18 protein-coding genes are annotated in these 17,331 nt (G+C 62.3%); 10 read left to right on the plus strand and 8 right to left on the minus strand.

Translation table 11 applies throughout. The annotated features are described in order from the left end of the window. Positions 1-68 precede the first annotated feature (68 nt). From C7435_RS10160 to xth, 4 genes are all read left to right on the plus strand, one after another. Positions 69-941, plus strand: coding sequence for an SMP-30/gluconolactonase/LRE family protein (locus C7435_RS10160; RefSeq protein WP_121211273.1), 873 nt, complete (start codon positions 69-71; stop codon positions 939-941). A gap of 85 nt (positions 942-1,026) precedes the next feature. Continuing rightward, positions 1,027-1,692: a LolA family protein gene (locus tag C7435_RS10165; RefSeq protein WP_121211275.1), complete on the plus strand. Its 666-nt coding sequence runs from the start codon at positions 1,027-1,029 to the stop codon at positions 1,690-1,692. A 322-nt stretch (positions 1,693-2,014) separates the two neighbouring features. Continuing rightward, the gene (locus C7435_RS10170; protein WP_121211276.1) at positions 2,015-2,623 is read left to right on the plus strand and encodes a hypothetical protein; all 609 of its coding nucleotides are present in this window, start codon (positions 2,015-2,017) and stop codon (positions 2,621-2,623) included. A 28-nt stretch (positions 2,624-2,651) separates the two neighbouring features. After that, positions 2,652-3,464, plus strand: a complete 813-nt coding sequence (xth, locus tag C7435_RS10175) for an exodeoxyribonuclease III (protein WP_121211278.1) — start codon at positions 2,652-2,654, stop codon at positions 3,462-3,464. A 9-nt stretch (positions 3,465-3,473) separates the two neighbouring features. Here the strand turns inward: xth and C7435_RS10180 are convergent, their stop codons facing one another. Beyond that, positions 3,474-4,160 (minus strand): response regulator transcription factor, encoded by a 687-nt coding sequence (locus tag C7435_RS10180; protein ID WP_075190168.1) that lies wholly within the window; start codon positions 4,158-4,160, stop codon positions 3,474-3,476. 253 nt (positions 4,161-4,413) lie between these two features. Between C7435_RS10180 and C7435_RS10185 the strand changes: the two genes are divergently transcribed. After that, complete coding sequence (locus C7435_RS10185; RefSeq protein WP_121211280.1) at positions 4,414-4,914, plus strand: L,D-transpeptidase family protein; 501 nt, start codon at positions 4,414-4,416, stop codon at positions 4,912-4,914. Here C7435_RS10185 and C7435_RS10190 read toward each other — a convergent pair. Beyond that, a complete protein-coding gene (locus C7435_RS10190; protein WP_121211281.1) occupies positions 4,911-5,588 on the minus strand; it encodes a YggS family pyridoxal phosphate-dependent enzyme in 678 nt (225 codons plus the stop codon). The two genes, C7435_RS10185 and C7435_RS10190, sit on opposite strands and share 4 nt — an antisense overlap. On the opposite strand from C7435_RS10190, the gene C7435_RS10195 reads away from it, so the two are divergent. Continuing rightward, complete coding sequence (locus C7435_RS10195; RefSeq protein ID WP_083635102.1) at positions 5,587-6,222, plus strand: thiamine phosphate synthase; 636 nt, start codon at positions 5,587-5,589, stop codon at positions 6,220-6,222. The genes C7435_RS10190 and C7435_RS10195 overlap by 2 nt on opposite strands. On the opposite strand, the gene C7435_RS10200 is transcribed toward C7435_RS10195, so the two are convergent. Both C7435_RS10200 and C7435_RS10205 read right to left on the minus strand, forming a co-directional pair. Then, positions 6,194-6,556, minus strand: coding sequence for an NtrZ family periplasmic regulatory protein (locus C7435_RS10200; RefSeq protein WP_158025601.1), 363 nt, complete (start codon positions 6,554-6,556; stop codon positions 6,194-6,196). The genes C7435_RS10195 and C7435_RS10200 overlap by 29 nt on opposite strands. A 173-nt stretch (positions 6,557-6,729) precedes the next feature. Further along, positions 6,730-8,007 carry a hypothetical protein gene (locus C7435_RS10205; protein WP_147422676.1) on the minus strand — a complete coding sequence of 426 codons (1,278 nt, stop codon included), beginning with the start codon at positions 8,005-8,007 and terminating at the stop codon, positions 6,730-6,732. A 263-nt stretch (positions 8,008-8,270) separates the two neighbouring features. On the opposite strand from C7435_RS10205, the gene C7435_RS10210 reads away from it, so the two are divergent. From C7435_RS10210 to holA, 4 genes are read left to right on the plus strand one after another with little or no spacing between them, the layout of a single operon-like run. Then, the gene (locus C7435_RS10210) at positions 8,271-8,762 is read left to right on the plus strand and encodes a DUF3576 domain-containing protein (protein ID WP_075190172.1); all 492 of its coding nucleotides are present in this window, start codon (positions 8,271-8,273) and stop codon (positions 8,760-8,762) included. A 55-nt stretch (positions 8,763-8,817) separates the two neighbouring features. Further along, the gene (gene leuS, locus C7435_RS10215) at positions 8,818-11,415 is read left to right on the plus strand and encodes a leucine--tRNA ligase (RefSeq protein ID WP_121211284.1); all 2,598 of its coding nucleotides are present in this window, start codon (positions 8,818-8,820) and stop codon (positions 11,413-11,415) included. 5 nt (positions 11,416-11,420) lie between these two features. Next, complete coding sequence (lptE, locus tag C7435_RS10220; protein ID WP_121211285.1) at positions 11,421-11,924, plus strand: LPS assembly lipoprotein LptE; 504 nt, start codon at positions 11,421-11,423, stop codon at positions 11,922-11,924. After that, positions 11,921-12,973 carry a DNA polymerase III subunit delta gene (holA, locus tag C7435_RS10225; protein ID WP_121211287.1) on the plus strand — a complete coding sequence of 351 codons (1,053 nt, stop codon included), beginning with the start codon at positions 11,921-11,923 and terminating at the stop codon, positions 12,971-12,973. The genes lptE and holA overlap by 4 nt, the downstream gene beginning before the upstream one ends. On the opposite strand, the gene C7435_RS10230 is transcribed toward holA, so the two are convergent. Genes C7435_RS10230 through mnmG form a run of 4 tightly spaced genes read right to left on the minus strand, consistent with a single transcriptional unit; the run spans position 12,970 to position 17,214 of the window. Further along, the gene (locus C7435_RS10230) at positions 12,970-13,899 is read right to left on the minus strand and encodes a ParB/RepB/Spo0J family partition protein (RefSeq protein WP_121211288.1); all 930 of its coding nucleotides are present in this window, start codon (positions 13,897-13,899) and stop codon (positions 12,970-12,972) included. The genes holA and C7435_RS10230 overlap by 4 nt on opposite strands. Beyond that, on the minus strand, positions 13,896-14,753 hold the full coding sequence (locus C7435_RS10235; protein ID WP_075190177.1) for a ParA family protein: 858 nt from the start codon (positions 14,751-14,753) through the stop codon (positions 13,896-13,898). Before C7435_RS10235 ends, C7435_RS10230 begins: the two co-directional genes overlap by 4 nt. Continuing rightward, on the minus strand, positions 14,731-15,354 hold the full coding sequence (rsmG, locus tag C7435_RS10240; RefSeq protein ID WP_121211290.1) for a 16S rRNA (guanine(527)-N(7))-methyltransferase RsmG: 624 nt from the start codon (positions 15,352-15,354) through the stop codon (positions 14,731-14,733). The genes C7435_RS10235 and rsmG overlap by 23 nt, the downstream gene beginning before the upstream one ends. Further along, on the minus strand, positions 15,355-17,214 hold the full coding sequence (gene mnmG, locus C7435_RS10245) for a tRNA uridine-5-carboxymethylaminomethyl(34) synthesis enzyme MnmG (protein ID WP_121211292.1): 1,860 nt from the start codon (positions 17,212-17,214) through the stop codon (positions 15,355-15,357). Positions 17,215-17,331: the final 117 nt, after the last annotated feature.

Genomic DNA, 17,331 nt, shown 5'->3' on the forward strand with positions numbered 1-17,331 from the left:
CTGGCCTGCCGCGCCACAGCTTGCATGAATGCGGCGCCGGGGGGGCGATCACAGTGCCGGGACTCATCATGAAATCACTCTGGCTGGCTGCCGGTCTCGCCCTTGCGGGTCAATCGGCGTTGGCTCAATCCGCGCCAGAGGCCACAGCGCTCTGGCGTAGCCACTCCGTTGACCGCCCGGAGGCGGTTCACGTGCCGCTCGGCAGTGACTGGGCCTATATCGGCAACCAGTCCGGTGAAGGCGAGGAGACTGACCCGCCGGGACTTGGTTACATATCCCGGCTCAATCTTGTGAGCGGCGAATGGCAAGCGCGCTGGGCGGACGGATTTGATGACCCGCTCGGCATCGTCTCGCAGGACGGCCACCTCTACATGGTCGACGCCGGACAGCACGTCATCAGGCTTGACCAGGAAACCGGCGCGGAGCTCGATCGCTGGACGCTGGAGCGGGACGGTATTTTTCTCAACGACGTCGCAATTGATCCGGACGGCCGCATCTGGGTGACCGATACCCGCGGCGGCGCGCTTTATGAGCTGGTTGACGGCCGCTGGCGGCAGCTTTTTTCCGGTGACCCCTTTACCGGCGCCAATGGCGTCGAGTTCGTCGATGGCTGGATCTATGTCGTCTGCTCGAGCGGCGTCGGCAATCTCATCCGCATTCAGCCGGACACGCTCGAACACACGCTCCTTGTGAGCGGCGAAGGCTCGCTGGACGGGGTGGTCACGGATGGCCGCGGTGGCCTGGTGCTCAGCGACTTGCGGGGCCGGCTGCTGCACTGGTCCGAAGCGGGCGGGATCACCGTGCTGGACGAGTTTGCAGGCGAGGAGGTCATGCTCAACTCCATCGGCGGCACGGCTGACGGTCGCTTCATCTTAGCGCCGCACTGGGCCAGCTCGCAGCTGTCCGCCTACGCGCTGACCTATCCCGACGAGACGAATTGACGACTGAGCGAATTCGGCGGCGGCGTGAGCGGGGCATGAACATCCAGGCCTTGCTCACGCCGCAATCCCGGGCCAGCTTGGCGACATGATCATCTTGCTTGCCTCCCTCGCCTTGCTGCAGACGACAGACCCGTCGTCGGCACCGACAGACTCCGCTGCCGCTCAACCGGTCGAGAGCGAATTGACGGATACCGCTACCGTCGATCGCGACCAGGTGCTGGCCGGGATCAATACCTATCTCAACTCGATCGAGACCTTGCAGTCGCGCTTCATCCAGATTGCCCCGGACGGGTCATTCGCGGAGGGAGACCTGGCACTGTCACGGCCGGGCCGGCTGCGGCTGGACTATGACGACCCGAGCCCGCTGCGGATCATCGCCGACGGAACTACCGTCGCCGTCGAGGACCAGGCCTTGGAAACCGTCGACCGGATCCCGCTCCGTTCAACCCCGCTCTGGTGGCTGCTGAAGCCGGAAATCGACATTTCAACCGATGCCGATGTGGTGTCGATCGAGCGCGAGTACGGTTTTCTCTATCTCACTGTGCGGGATTCAAGCGGTGAGATGGAAGGCCAGGTGATGTTTGTCTTCGCCGAGCCGAATTACGAATTGCGGGAATGGTTTGTCACCGATGCCCTGAACGAGGTCACGCGCGTGAGCCTCACCGATATTCAGCCAGGCATCCGCCTGAACCCGCGCCTGTTCGTGATTCCGGAGCCGGATGACCGGCGCGATTCGAGGCGTGGCCGCTAAAAGGTTGAGGCTTTTTGGACACACGCAATTTCTTTCTCATTTTTTATTTGTAAAAGTCTGATCGCTGTGGCGTTATTGTTACGCTGACTGAGAGGCAATGGATCGGCGTCGTCCCCCCGCTTGCGGATCCTCATCTCAGTCGCGCCGGATTGATCCCCTCCCGGCGCTGCGCTCGAACAGACAAGCGCATGGCTTTGCGCCCGGTCTCCTCCCCCTCGAGACCGGGCGCAATTCATTCCGGCTCCGCCTCCTGTCCGCCAAAGATCGCTGTCTCGCACCTACACCCCTGTTGCGCCGACGGATTGAGGGTTAAATACGCGTCATGCAGTTCCAAGATGATCCCGATGACGCGGACATTCCGCGCTTGCTCGAAGAAATTCCGCTTCTCTACAAGGCCAAGGCCTTCGCCGAGAGCCTGAACTCCAATTCCTGGTTCGTCCGGCTCGGCGAACCGCTGGATGAGCGAGAGCTCTTCCTGGCGCGCGCCTATCTCGACGGCTTGGGCTTTCCTGACGCCGAACCGGCATCACTGGCCGATTGGGATGAAGCCGCCGGCGCCGCAGAAACCCTTGATCGTGACCCGGTGAGCTGGGAGGCCGAGGAGATGCTGCGAACGGGCCTGGTCTCGCGGGTTCTGGAACGTCTCGACGAAGAGGCCGTGCATGCGGCCCTCTCCATGGTCGCCCAGAAAACCGGTGATAGCGCCCGCGACATTGTCGAGGACGCGGCTGCAATGGATGATGTCGAGGACATGGCCCTGGTCAACGCAGCCGCCGGCGCCCTCGCCCAAGCCGCCAATGGCGCCGCCCTTGTGATTCTCGCCGAGGCCGAAGCCGATGATCCGCCACACCCTTTCCTCGCCCGCTGGCGTTTGTTTGCGCGCGGCCGCTGGCCGGTCGGCCTGGCCGGCTCGACCTATAATATTCTCTGACAGCCAATCCTTCAGCCGAAAGCCCGTCATGCCGCTCACTATTGCCAGCTGGAACATCAATTCCGTGCGCCTGCGCGCCGTCCCGCTTGTCGCCGACTGGGTTCGCGAGGCCGACCCGGATGTGCTTTGCCTTCAGGAAATCAAATGCCTGGCCGAACAATTCCCGGAAGAGGCCTTCCGCGAAATGGGGTTCAAACACTTCCATGTGCGTGGCCAGAAGGGCATGCACGGCGTGGCGATCGCGTCGAAATATCCGCTTGAAGATCTTGGCGATGCCGATCTTTGCCCGCGCAGCGAGGCACGCCATCAACGCGTCGGCGTCGAAGGTCTGGAGTTACACAATTTCTACATTCCCGCCGGCGGCGACGAGCCCGACCCGGCCATCAATCCGCGTTTCGCCCACAAGCTGGAATTCCTCGACCGGATCGAACACTATTTCGCGGCGCGGGCGTCCGAGAACACGCCGATGATCCTCGTCGGTGATTTCAACATCGCGCCCTATGAGCACGATGTCTGGTCACACAAGCAATTGCTCAAAGTGGTCTCCCACACGCCCGTCGAAACCGAAGCACTGGAACGCATCCGCCAGGCCGGTCAGTTTTCCGACATAGCCCGCGAACTCATCCCCATGGACGAGAAGGTCTACACTTGGTGGAGCTATCGGGCGAAGGACTGGCGTGCTGCCAATCGCGGTCGGCGGCTGGACCACATCTGGGCGTCACCAGCGGCGCGCGACCGCGCCCTCGCGGGCGGGCGAGAGGCTTTCCGCGTCTGGGAAGACGAACGCAGCCGCGAGAAGCCGAGCGACCACGCGCCGGTGGTGCTTACGCTCGGCGATTGATCTCACGCCTCAATTCTGCAAGCGATAGCCACCACTTTCGGTGACCAGCAACCGCGCATGGGCAGGGTCCGGCTCGATTTTCTGGCGCAGCCGGTAAATATGGGTCTCGAGTGTGTGTGTGGTGACCGCCGGATTATAGCCCCAGACCTCGTGCAGCAGCTCGTCGCGCGGTACCGGCTTGCCGCCGGCACGATAGAGGTATTTGAGAATATTGGTCTCTTTCTCGGTGAGGCGGATCTTCTTCTCGTCCGAGGTCAGCAAGAGTTTCATGGCCGGTCGGAATTCATAAGGTCCGACCTGGAAGACCGCGTCTTCGCTTTGTTCATGACTGCGCAGATGCGCCCGCACCCGGGCCAGCAGGACCGAGAATTTGAACGGCTTGGTAACATAGTCATTGGCGCCCGACTCCAGGCCGAGGATCTGATCGGCGTCGGTATCCTGACCGGTCAGCATCACGATCGGCGCCGTGATCCCGTTCTTGCGCATCAGCCGGCAGGTCTCGCGGCCGTCCATGTCCGGCAGCTCGACATCAAGCAGGATAAGGTCGGCGCGTTCATTGCGGGCAATCGTCATGCCGCCGCCGGCGGTTTCCGCTGACAGGGTCCGAAACTCCTCGTGCAGGGCGAACTGCTCGACAAGAGCTTCGCGAAGGTCTTCATCGTCATCGACGATCAGAATGGTTTTTTGCGCGTTCATGCGTTGATCATGCCCATTTCGTTTCACAAGGCAATTCCTGCCGAGTGGCAGATTTTGCCCGGCAGATTTTGCTGGTCGGGTCGAAATTGTCCTGCATTGCCGTGGTTGGTGTCTGGTCCCGATATTGCTTGGTTAATGACAGGTCCGCTTGCGTGGACAAAGCTCCGTGGTGGGGGAGGCGAAGTGGACGATGGCACACTTGGTGTGCACGACGTCCCTCGCCGACCACCGCATTTCCCGATACGTTTTTTGGATGGATTGGCAAGTCAGCCAGAATGGCAGCCTCGTGCTGGACACCGGCACCGTACGCGCAGCGCTCGGTCGAAGCGGAGTCACGAAGGCGTCAGACAAGCGTGAGGGCGACGGTGCGACGCCGCTCGGATGCTATCCATTGCGCCGCGTTCTCTATCGCGCCGACCGGATTGAACCGCCACCAACCTTATTGCCGTGCCGGCCCTTGCAACGGGATGATGGCTGGTGTGATGCACCGGAAGACCCGGCTTATAACCGGCCGGTCCGCCTTCCCTATCCCGCGTCCCACGAGACTTTGTGGCGCGAGGACGGGCTGTACGACATCATCCTGGTCCTCGGCCATAATGACGATCCGCCGGTGAGCGGCGCCGGATCAGCGATTTTCCTGCACTGCAAACGCGGCGATTACGAGCCGACAGAAGGGTGTGTGGCACTGGACCCGGTCGATGTCCGCGCCTTGCTGGCTGCCGCCCGTGCCGGTGACAGTCTGCGGATAACCTAGTCCAGCCGGGGGCCGAAAAAGCCCGTGCCGACACGGATCGAGGTTGCGCCCAGGCCGATGGCGACCGGATAGTCGGCACTCATGCCCATGGACAGATCGGCGATTTCAGACTCAGCGGCCAGCTTTGCCAACAATGCAAAATGCAGCCCGGCCGGCTGCTCGACCGGCGGGATACACATCAGACCGGTGATCGAGAACCCGTAATGTTCGCGCATGCGGCCGACAAAGGCGCCAACCTCGGACACGGCAATACCGGCCTTCTGCGCTTCGTCACCGGTGTTGACTTGAACATGAAGCCGCGGTGTGCGGCCCTGCCGGTCCATCTCCTTGCGAAGGCTGGCCGCCAGCTTCTCCCGATCAAGCGTTTCGATGACATCAAACAGGGCCACGGCCTCAGCCGCCTTGTTGGTCTGAAGCGGACCGATCAGGCGCAGTTCAAGGTTCGGAAAGTCGGCCCGCCGCGCCGCCCAATGGGCCTGTGCTTCCTGGACCCGATTTTCACCGAAGACACGCTGACCGGCGGCCAAAGCGGCCTCAAGCCGTTCTTCGGGCTGGCGTTTTGACACGGCGACCAGTTTGATGGCGTCTGGAAGGCGTCCGAAATCGCCTGCCAATGTCCGGATTTCAGCGAGAAGGCCGTCGCGACGGGCGGCAATATCAGGGATAGCAGTCATGACGTCGCCCTACGATGCAGTGGCCGGATTGGCAAGCGCAGCCGCCAAGCTAGGCGGCCTGAAACGGGCTGCCTTACCGCCATTTCTGGCCCTGACCGACCCGCTGCGTCAGCCGGATCCGGTTGCTCTCGCGAATGCCTTGCCACCGGGCAGTGGCCTCATCTACCGCCATTTCGGCGCCGCCAACCGCGCGCGCCTTGCTGAGCTCGCCGCAAGAACTGCGCGGCGGCGCGGCGTGGTTTTTCTGGTTTCGCATGATGAAGGATTGGCGCGGCGGTGTGGCGCCGATGGCATTCACTGGCCCGAGCGCGATCTACCGCTGGCGGCTCGGGCGCGGGCGCATGGCGATATCCGGCTGTTCACGGCGTCGGCGCATTCGCCGATGGCGCTCAAACGCGCCGCAAGAGCGGGCATCGACGCGGCACTTGTCTCGACTGTCTTTCCCAGTGCCAGTCCGAGCGCGGGCCGCCCGATGGGGGCGCTGGCGCTGGCCGCTTGGGCAAGACAGACCGAGCTGGCCGTCCATGCGCTCGGCGGAATCAACGCCCGAACCATAGGCCGATTGGAAGGATTGGGTATTTCTGGTGTTGCCGTGGTCGGCGCGATCAGAAACGCAGCGCCGACTCAAACTTGATTTCCGGCTGACGCTCTTCATCATCGTTATTGCGTACGAAGAAGCTGTCATCCGGGGACGCAAAGCGAACCTGGCCACCAAGACGGATACGATCACCAAAGGTCACGAAGGCACCGGCGCTGAGATCATTGTTCACGCGGGTGTCGCTGCGATCCTGAATGCCGACGGTCACGCCCCAGCGTTCGCCCAGCTCAAAATCATAGGTCGTGCCCTCTTCCAGCTCCGGCGTCGGCGCTTCCGCCATCGACAGCGTGAAAGCTTCGTACCAGGGCGCTGACACTTCGGTCTCAGCCGTCGCGTCCTGGGCCATTGCGGCGGGGGTGCAAAGGATCAAGGCCGCGGCAGCACCTGCCACAGTCGATTTTTTTCCAATGATTTCAAACGGATTGACCCGCCAGACCATCGTACTACTCCCTCACGCCACTCTGTTGTAACGCAGCACAGCTTGCCAGCCCAAACAGAATCTGCGGCGAGGGTGAAAGAAGTCCGAGTCCTGTGGCGGATTTGTCAGTACCGCCAACCCAGCTCGATGAATGCGGTGGTGCCGTCAATCTCGCGCTGAACACGCCCGCCGATCTCGACGTCGGGCTCGGTGCGCCGCGCGGCCTGAACGCCGAGGGCAACCAGGCCATGATCGCCAACGAGGCGCGAGGTTGCGGCTTGCCAGGCGCTTCCATCGCTGTGCACGAAGTCGTCACTGTACGCCGCATATTCCAGCGTGGTCAGCCAGTCGCCCTGTTCCCAGCCGACAGACGCCGAAAGCGCTTCATAGTCACCGTCGCCGGACACACCGTTATTGCTGCGACGCCAGCGCCCGCCGGCACGCCAGTCCCGCCAGCGCCAGGACAAGCCGGCATCCAGCCCGGACACGGGGTCGAAACCGGGCGCCCCATCAGCACCGCCAGCATGACTGGCACTTGCGCTGATCGCCCACTGATGCTCGCCACGACGAATATCCCAATTGACCGCCAGCTCGGCGATCCCGGTGTTGATGGCGCCGACCTGGCCACCGGGAAGCGTGCGGCGAGGGCAATAATCAATGCCGCACTGGCTGGCCTCGGGCGTGAACGACACTGCGGCCCTTAGCGTACCGACCGTGGTTTCCTGGCCGAGGGCGATCGAACGGAAGACCAGTTTCGGATCCTGGCCGGAGAACGGTGTCTCGGTGCGGATCGCCTGACGTGAGGCGGCCAGAAGATGACCACCATCGGCGCGGATCAGCCGGGCGGCAGCGGGACCGCCAACCGGATCAAGCCGGGCCGCGCCATCCCCATAGCCAAAACGGATTTCACCCCAGCCCGTATCCGCAAACGCATAGGCCTCAGACAACACCGCGCGCACCCGGTTTCCCGATGCCGGGCCGGCACTGTAAAGGCCACTGTCAGGTGCGACCGGCGTCAAGGGCGCACCCGCCGGGCCGACCGTCGCACAGTCACCAATGGCCGCCGGGCAGGCGCCAACCCGGCCGCCTTGAACATCGATATACAGGTCACGCTCGGCATGCCCGGTCAGGACCAGCCCCCAGCGTCGGCCACCATCGGTAAAGCTCTCAAAATCAAGGCCGAACTGGATATCGGCAAGCCATTCCGCACCGTCGCGCGGCGTATCGCCAGCGAGCAGGACAAGACCAAGATCGGCGCGCCAGTCGAGGCTGTGCACATCCTCGGCGAAGAGATTGTCGGAAAAATTGGCGGCGGCTGAACCCGCGCCTTGGCCGGATGCCGGCGGGCCCGCAAGTGTTCCGGACAAAGCCGCGACAAGTATCGCGCTGACAGTCCGTATCATCTCTCGCGGTCCCGCCGATCGGCCCCGTCCCCCCGGACGTCGCGCCTTACAGGAGGTGAGGCCGGGCGTCTGGTCAAGCGCCGGAAAAGGGTCGGTTGCGTGTTGACGCAAACATGTTGCAGGTTTGTCACGCTCACAGGGTGCCTTTCATCGCTGGCGTGCGCGATTTCGCGTGTTATACAAACCATTCAAAACCTGAGGCGCACCCGCGTCCTGCAGTTTCTCGTGCGTTTTCGCCGTTTGTTTCGAAGGAGTCACGGCACATGTCGGACCGTCGGATTCTTGGATTGATCCTTTCTGCCGCAATTCTTGCCCTTCCGGCCTGCGCCTCGCGCAACGCCGATGCGGCGGACTCATCTGAGTCGTCCGGGCTGCGTCTGCCCTCGCTGTCAAACCCGCTCGCCAACAACCGTGTTGTCGAGCCGGAAGGCATTGGCGTGAACGGTTTCTTGTGGCGCGCCAGTCTCGACACGATCAGCTTCATGCCACTGGCCGAGGTTGATCCGTTCGGAGGCGTGATCGTCACCGATTGGTACGCCAATCCGCAAATGGCGAGCGAGCGCTTCAAGCTCACGGTTTATATTCTCGATACCCGGCTGCGTGCGGATGCACTGGCTGTCAGCGTTTTCCGTCAGGTACGCAGCGACAGCGGCGAGTGGATCGATGCCGAAACCGGCGCCCAGACCGCCTATGACATCGAGAACGCGATCCTGACCCGCGCACGCCAACTGCGGATCTCGCAGCTGGAAAACTGATCCGGCTGCACAGCCTGATTGATTACCGGGGGCGCGGCGCGGCCGCGGGCCAGACATGACACGATATAATCCTCGCGAGGCCGAACCCAAGTGGCAAGCGGCCTGGGATGCCTGTGATGCGTTCAAGGCCATTGGCCCGCGCGCTGGCAATGACAAGCCGAAATACTATGTGCTCGAAATGTTTCCCTACCCGTCCGGGCGGATTCATGTCGGCCACTCCCGAAACTACACGATGGGCGACGTGGTCGCGCGCTACAAGCGCGCGCGCGGCTTTGATGTCCTGCATCCGATGGGTTGGGACGCCTTCGGCCTGCCGGCTGAAAACGCCGCCCGTGATCGCGGTGTGCACCCAGGCGCCTGGACCTATGACAATATCGACGCCATGCGCGGACAATTGCAGCGGCTGGGCCTCGCGCTCGACTGGGACCGGGAAATCGCGACCTGTGATCCGGCCTATTACCGGCACCAGCAGGCCATTTTCCTGAAACTGATGGAACGCGGCCTGGTCTATCGCAAGACGGCGAAGGTCAATTGGGACCCGGTTGACCAGACCGTGCTGGCGAATGAACAGGTCATCGATGGCCGCGGCTGGCGCTCCGGCGCCCTGGTGGTGCAGCGTGAACTTGATCAATGGTTCTTCAAGATCACGGATTATGCCGACGAACTGACTGACGCACTCGATGAGCTCGATCGCTGGCCGGACAAGGTCCGGACAATGCAATCCAACTGGATCGGGCGGTCACGCGGCGCTGAGGTCAGCTTCCCCTTGACTGACGCCGACCTGGCGGCCCAGTTCGGCGCCAATATCGACGTTTTCACCACCCGGCCGGACACCTTGTTCGGCGCTAGCTTCCTGGCGCTCGCGCCAGACCATCCGATCGTCAAGGCACTGGCCGCCGACGATCCGGAAATTGATCGTTTCATGCATGAATGCGCCCGCATGGGCACGACGGCGGAGGAGATCGAGAAGGCGCCCAAGCGCGGTGTCGACCTGGGCATCACAGTTCGCCATCCCTTTGACAAGGATTGGGAATTGCCGGTCTGGTCGGCAAATTTCGTGCTCTCGGGCTATGGCACCGGCGCCATTTTCGGTTCGCCGGCCGGCGATCAGCGCGATTTGGAATTTGCCCGCAAATACGATCTCGCCGTCAATCCCGTCGTCCTGCCGCCCAATACTGATGCAGCAAGCCACACGATCGGCGACGAGGCGTATACCGGCCCGGGCACCATCTATAATTCACGCTTCCTCGATGGTTTGTCCACGACCGACGCAATCGAGCGGGCCATTTCGGAATTGGAATCGCGGCATCTCGGCAAGGGCGCCACGAGCTATCGACTGCGCGACTGGCTGGTTTCACGTCAACGTTATTGGGGATGTCCGATCCCGGTGGTTCATTGCGGCGATTGCGGTGTCGTGCCGGTACCGCAAGAGCAGCTGCCGGTCAAACTGCCGGACGGTGTCACCTTCGATCATCCGAGCAACCCGCTCGAGCGCCATCCGACCTGGAAGAACACCGACTGCCCTTCCTGTGGTAAATCGGCCCGCCGGGAGACCGATACGCTCGACACCTTTGTGTGCTCATCCTGGTATTTCCTGCGCTTTACATCGCCCTCGTCGGAAGACACGCCCTTCCTGGCCAGCGAGGCCGAGCACTGGATGCCGGTCGACCAGTATGTCGGCGGGATCGAACATGCCATCCTGCACCTGCTCTATGCGCGCTTCTTTACCCGCGCGCTCAACGATGCCGGCCTGATGAATATGAGCTCCGGCGAGCCTTTCGCCGGCCTGTTCACCCAAGGCATGGTGACGCACGAAACCTACAAGTCGGCTGAAGGCAAATGGCTCTCGCCGGAAGACGTCGAGCGTGGCGGCGACGGCATGGTGGAGATTGCAACCGGCAAGCCGGTTACGGTCGGCTCCATCGAGAAAATGTCGAAGTCGAAGAAGAATGTCGTCGACCTGGACGCTTTCATCGAAAGCTATGGCGCCGACGCTGTTCGCTGGTTCGTGCTGTCGGATTCGCCGCCGGAGCGCGATGTCGAATACACCGACAGTGGTGTCGAGGGCGTCTGGCGCTTCATCCAACGCCTATGGACCACCATCATCTCCCTGCCGGACAATGCCCCGGGGCCGTTGACCGTAGCGTCCGATGCGTCAGGGGCTGCACTCGACATACGTCGTGCCGCACACAAGGCCCTGCACTCGGTTACCGACTCGATCGAGGGCTTCCGCTTCAACTCGGCCGTCGCCCAGGTGCATGACCTGGTCAATGTGGTGCGCAAGTTCGAGCCGGGTGACGCGGCGGAGGTCGCTGCGAAGGCAGAGGCGCTCGGCATCCTGGTCCGCATCATTGCGCCGTTCGTGCCGCACCTGGCAGAGGAGTGCTGGTCACGGCTGGGTGGCGACGGTCTGGTGATCGATGCCGCCTGGCCCGCGGGTGATACCGGTCTTCTGATCGAGGACACGGTCGTGATGCCGGTCCAGGTCAATGGCAAGCGCCGCACCGAGATTGCAGCACCCAAGGGCGCCTCTCAGGATGCGGTGCAGGCGCAGGCGATGGCCGACGAAACCGTGCAACGAGCCCTGGAAGGGCTTACCGTGCGCAAGGTTATCGTGGTACCTGATCGTATCGTGAATATCGTCGCAGGATAGATCTCATGGATTCCAGCCGCCGCGTCTTCCTTGCCAGTCTTGCCGCGATGGCGGGTCTGGCCATGTCCGGATGCGGCTTCACGCCCATGTATGGCGGGGCCGGCATTGGTGGCCAGCTATCCGACATTCATGTCGAGACCGGGCGTGAACTGGTTGATTTTCATCTGCAGGAGGCCCTGCTAGATCGGATGGGGGCTCGACACGCCCGCGGCCCCTACACATTGCGGACCGAAAGCGAGTCTAGCCGTGTCGGCCTTGGCGTCGGTGCGGATGCCGCTGTTTCGCGTTATGCCATCGGCCTGACTGTCGACTATGGTCTGTTCCGCGACGGCGATGTCGAGCCGGTCATTACCGGCTCGGTGCGCACCGAGGCCTCCTACAATCTTCCCCGGGAAGTCTATGCCTCGGTTACCGCCGAGCGCGACGCCACTGAGCGCGCCGCCCTGCTTGCGGCCGAGCGGATTGCCAATCAGCTCGTTCGGGCGCTGCAGGACGCCGACACGCAGTGAAGGCGAGTGCGCGCGATGCCGACGCTCGGGTCAGCAAGCCGGACCCGTCCATACGCGCCTATCTGATTTATGGTCCCGATCGCGGCCTGACCCATGAACGGGCCCAGACGCTGGTCGCGGCGGTCCTGGAAGATCCGAACGATCCCTTCGCGCTCACCCAACTGACCGAAGAAGACCTCAAATCCGATCCGGCCGGTCTTGCCGATGCGATGGCAGCGATGTCGCTGACCGGTAGCAAACGACTCGTCCGTGTCCGCCTGAACGGTGAAACCGGAAGCGGGCCGATTGTAGAGCTGATCAAGGCCCTCGAAGACGGCTCTCTCGCAGCGGAAGCGGTGCTGCTGGTCGAATCCGGAGATTTAACGCCGCGAGGGAAGCTTAGAAAAACCTTCGAACCGGCGAAAAGGGCAATATCTATAGCATGTTATGCTGACAACGCTCATTCACTCGAATCACTCTGTGAAGACATGCTCAAGGTTGAGGATCTGACACTCTCGCGGGATGCGCGTGATCTTTGGATGCCGCGGCTCGAGGGCGACCGGGCATTGGCGCGTGGTGAGATCGAGAAGCTGATTCTCTACAAGGGCCTCCGAACCCAACGCGCCGAGGGCGAGGATGATGTCACGCGCGAGGATATCGAGGCCATCGCGGCCGATCAGGGCGAAGCGCAACTCGACGCTGTCCTCGCGCCGGCACTGCTCGGGTTAATGGAGAAAGCCGATAGCGCCTATCACCGCTCGATCACGGCGGGTGGTTCGGCGGTGGGTATCCTACGGGCGCTGCAACGCCGACTTGATCAGCTCGGCGCCGTACATGCGGCCGGCGGCAATGATGGGGCGATGGCACGCAGCGGGGCGCCGCGCTTCGGGCCTCAGGCGGATGCGTTCAAACGACAATTGTCGCTGTGGCGCGGGCGTCGTCTCGATCACGCGCGACAATTGGCCTTCGACGCCGAACGGGCGGTCAAACGCTCCGGCGCACCTGCTGAGGCGCTGGTTGGCGATCTCCTGATCCGACTCGCACGCGGTGCGGCACAAATGGGTCGTTAGTGCCCTCGCCCGGTCTCGGCACTCAGCCGCCGGCAAACATCATCCAGTTGCTCCAGCGTTGTGTACTGGACCCGCAACTCACCGCCCTTGGCGCTGTGCCGGATATCCACCGCAAGACCGAGCCGGGCCGTGATATCGACCTCGAGTGCCCGGGTGTCGGCGTCCTTCCGGCCGCCGGCCGTCGTCGACGACGACTTGGTTTCCGGTGCAGCCGGATTATTGGCGGCACGAGCCAGCTTTTCGGCATCGCGGACTGACAGACCCTTGGCAACAATCTCTTCTGCGAGCGCTTCCGGATCGGGTGCATTGGCAATCGCACGCGCATGACCCGCAGAAATTTCCCCGCCAGCCAACAGCTTGAGCACCATGTCAGGGAGTGATAGGAGGCGCATCATGTTGGCGACATGACTGCGGCTCTTCGAGACGGCGTGCGCCACATCTTCCTGGGTATGGCCGAAACGATCGATCAGTTGGCGATAGGCTTGAGCCTCTTCAACCGGGTTGAGATCCGCACGCTGAACATTTTCGACAATGCCGATTTCGAGCGTCTCGCGATCGGTCAGTTCACGGACCAGGGCCGGCACATCGTGCAATCGCGCCCGCTGGGCCGCACGCCAGCGGCGTTCGCCAGCGACGATCTGGAAACGCTCACCACCATCGACCGGACGCACCAGGATCGGCTGGACAATGCCCTTGTCGGCGATCGACTCGGCCAGTGCATTCAGCTCCGGCTCAGTGATTGTCTTGCGCGGCTGATCCGGGTTGGGCGCAATCAGCTCGATCGGGATCATCCGGACGCCGTCGCGGGACGACGTCGATGGCCGTTCATTGGTCGTCTCCGGGACACTATAGCCTTCAGTGTCGGTCTCACCGAGCAGGGCCGACAGGCCGCGGCCGAGACGTTTGTTCTTTTCGCTGGCGCTCATGCCACTTCACCCTGTTCTTCGCGACGACGCTTTCGTTCTTGCTGAACGATTTCCTTGGCCAGGCTGATATAGGCCTGCGATCCCGAGCACTGGATATCATAGAGCAGGACGGGCTTCCCGACCGACGGCGCCTCGGAAACCCGCACATTGCGCGGGATCACCGTCTTGTAGACCTTGTCACCGAAATGCTCGCGGACATCGGCCGCCACTTCCGCCGAGAGATTGTTGCGGCTGTCATACATGGTCAGGACGACGCCCTGGATATCCAGCCGCGAATTGAGATGACCGCGAACCCGCTCAATGGTCTTGAGCAGCTGAGACAGCCCCTCCAATGCAAAAAACTCGCACTGCAACGGCACCAGGATCGCGTCCGCCGCGGTCAGAGAGTTCACGGTCAGAACATTCAGCGAGGGCGGACAATCGATCAGGATATAATCGAGACCAGCAGCATCAGGGCCAAGCATTTGCATGCTTTGATCAATCGCGCGCTTGAGACGATAGGACCGGCGCTGATCATCGGCCAGTTCAAGCTCGGCTCCTGACAAAAGCTCGTCGGACGGCACGATACTGAGGCCGGGGACCACGGTGGGAACCAAGGCTGACTTCAGGGAATCGCCACCAACGAGGACATCATAAGATGTCAGACTGCGCTTGGCCGGCGGCACACCAAGGCCGGTTGACGCATTGCCCTGGGGGTCGAGATCAATGATCGCGACCTTTTGCTTTATGGCCGCCAGCGCGGTGCCCAGATTGATGGCGGTCGTGGTTTTGCCCACCCCGCCCTTCTGGTTCGCGACAGCAATAACACGGGGCGCCTTGGCGCGCTGGACGTCATTTGGCACGTTCCACCTCATGAATGCGCAGGATCACCCCGTCGCTGGTCCGACTGGGTATGACTTCGTGATCGAATGTCCAGTGTTTACCGGCTTCGGTCAATTCATCGCGATAGTTTTGTCCCTTGAAGAAAAGGCCCTGGGCCCTGTTTTTCAGCAAGGGCGCGACATAGCCCAATAATTTATTCAACGGCGCGAAGGCCCGGGCCGTCACCAGGTCGAACCCCTCGGCCGGATCCAGCGTTTCCACGCGGACCGAGCGGGCTTCGGCATCAAGGGCGAGCGCATCAATCGTCTTGCGCAGGAAGGCGACCTTCTTGCCGATGGAGTCGACCATCGTGACGCGCGCAGCCTGGCCACGATCGCGAAAGCCAAGCGCCAGGGCAATGCCGGGAAAACCGGCTCCCGCACCCAGATCAGCGACCCGTTTCACATCCGGCGAGATGTGATCCAGAAGCTGGAAACTGTCCATCGCATGGCGCTGCCAGAACTGGTCAAGCGTCGAACGGCCGACAAGATTGGTATGCGCATTCGTCTCCGTGAGGAGGCGGCGCCAGAGCTCAAACCCGTCCAGTGTTTCACGTGAAACACCGGTCTCGCGTCCGAACGCGACCCGATCCATCTAGCTGGCCTCCTGCGCACGCCGCTTCACATGGGCCAGCACGGCGGTCAAAGCGCCCGGCGTGACCCCTTCAATCCGCGCCGCCTGACCCAGCGTGTCCGGTCGGGCGAGCTCGAGCTTTTCACGCGCCTCGTTCGACAAACCGCCGATCCGGCCATAATCCAGATCACGTGGAATGCGCACGGACTCATCACGACGGAAGGCCAGAATGTCAGCCTGCTGACGCTCGATATAGCCGGCATAAAGCGCATCAATTTCGATCTGCTCGGCGACACCCGCGCTGATCTCCAAGAGCTCCGGCCAGATCCCGCTAAGCTTGCTCCAATCGACGTCCGGATAGGCCAGCAATTCCGGCACGCTTCGCCGTTTGCCATCAGCGTTGACCGACAGGCCGTGGGCTTTCGCCTCGTTCGGCGTCAGGGACAGTGACGACGTCCGACCACGCGCGACCGACAACTCGTCCATTTTCGCTGTGTACCGTGTTTCACGTGAAACCCCGGCCAGGCCCAGCTCTACCGCTTTCGGGGTCAGGCGCTGGTCGGCATTGTCCGCCCGCAAGGTCAACCGGTATTCGGCACGCGATGTAAACATGCGATAGGGTTCGCTGACGCCGCGCGTGATCAGATCATCGATCATCACACCGATATAGGCATCGGACCGGCTGAGCACGAACGGCTCGCGCCCCGTCGCGGAAAGCGCCGCGTTCGCACCAGCCATCACGCCTTGCGCGGCCGCTTCCTCGTAGCCGGTCGTGCCGTTGATCTGGCCGGCCAGCCAGAGCCCCGGTCGTTTGCGCATCTGAAGCGTGGCATCGAGCTCACGCGGATCGACATAATCATACTCGATCGCATACCCGTAGCGTTTAACCTCGACCTGCTCGAGCCCCGGAATGGTCTCAAGAAAGCGCTGCTGTACGTCGTCTGGAAGCGAGGTGGAGATGCCGTTGGGGTAGACCGTGTCATCATCCAGACCTTCCGGCTCCAGGAAAACCTGGTGCTGGGATCGATCCGCAAACCGCACCACCTTGTCCTCGATAGACGGGCAATAACGGGGCCCCCGACCAGCGATGGCGCCGGAATAAACAGCCGACTGGCCAAGATTGTCTGCGATGATTTTGTGCGTTGCCTCGGTCGTCCGGGTAATCGCGCAACTGATCTGCGGAACACGGATCTCGTCCGTCATGAAAGAGAAGGGCACCGGCGCATCATCGGCCGCCTGCTGCTCGAGCGCGTCCCAATCGATCGACGATTTACGAAGCCGCGCCGGCGTCCCGGTCTTCAGCCGTCCCATGCGAAGGTCGAGACCGTAGAGCGTGTCAGACAATCCGATCGACGGGGCCTCATCGACACGCCCGGCGGGAATGCGTTGCGCGCCCTTATGGATCAGACCACGCAGGAATGTTCCGGTCGTGAGGACCACAGCTCGGGCGTGATACTCGCGGCCGTCCGCATCCACAGCACCGACACAGGTCTCGCCGTCAAACAACAGGTCCTCGACCGCAGCGGCATGAATATCGAGATTGGCAGTGCCATTGAGTTCAGCCTGCATCGCCGCGCGATAAAGCGCCCGATCAGACTGGGTCCTCGGCCCGCGTACCGCCGGTCCCTTGGACCGGTTGAGTAAACGAAACTGGATGCCCGACGCATCGGCGACCCGACCCATGACACCGTCGAGCGCGTCAATTTCCCGAACCAGATGTCCCTTTCCCAATCCGCCAATGGCCGGATTGCAGGACATCTCACCAATCGTTTCGCTCTTGTGGGTCAGCAACAGGGTGCGAGCGCCCAGCCGCGCGGACGCCGCGGCCGCATCGCAGCCGGCGTGCCCGCCACCAATGATCAAGACATCCCAAATCTGCATGGGAGTTCATCCGTTCAATCTGAGTTCGAATTGAGGCCGGACTACATAGGGCTTCCGCCCGACAGAGTCGAGGCGAGCAGGTCGATGTTTCACGTGAAACACCCAACAAGCTTAATC

It is taken from the genome of Maricaulis maris (genome assembly GCF_003634045.1).
GTDB classification, from domain to species: Bacteria; Pseudomonadota; Alphaproteobacteria; order Caulobacterales; family Maricaulaceae; genus Maricaulis; species Maricaulis maris.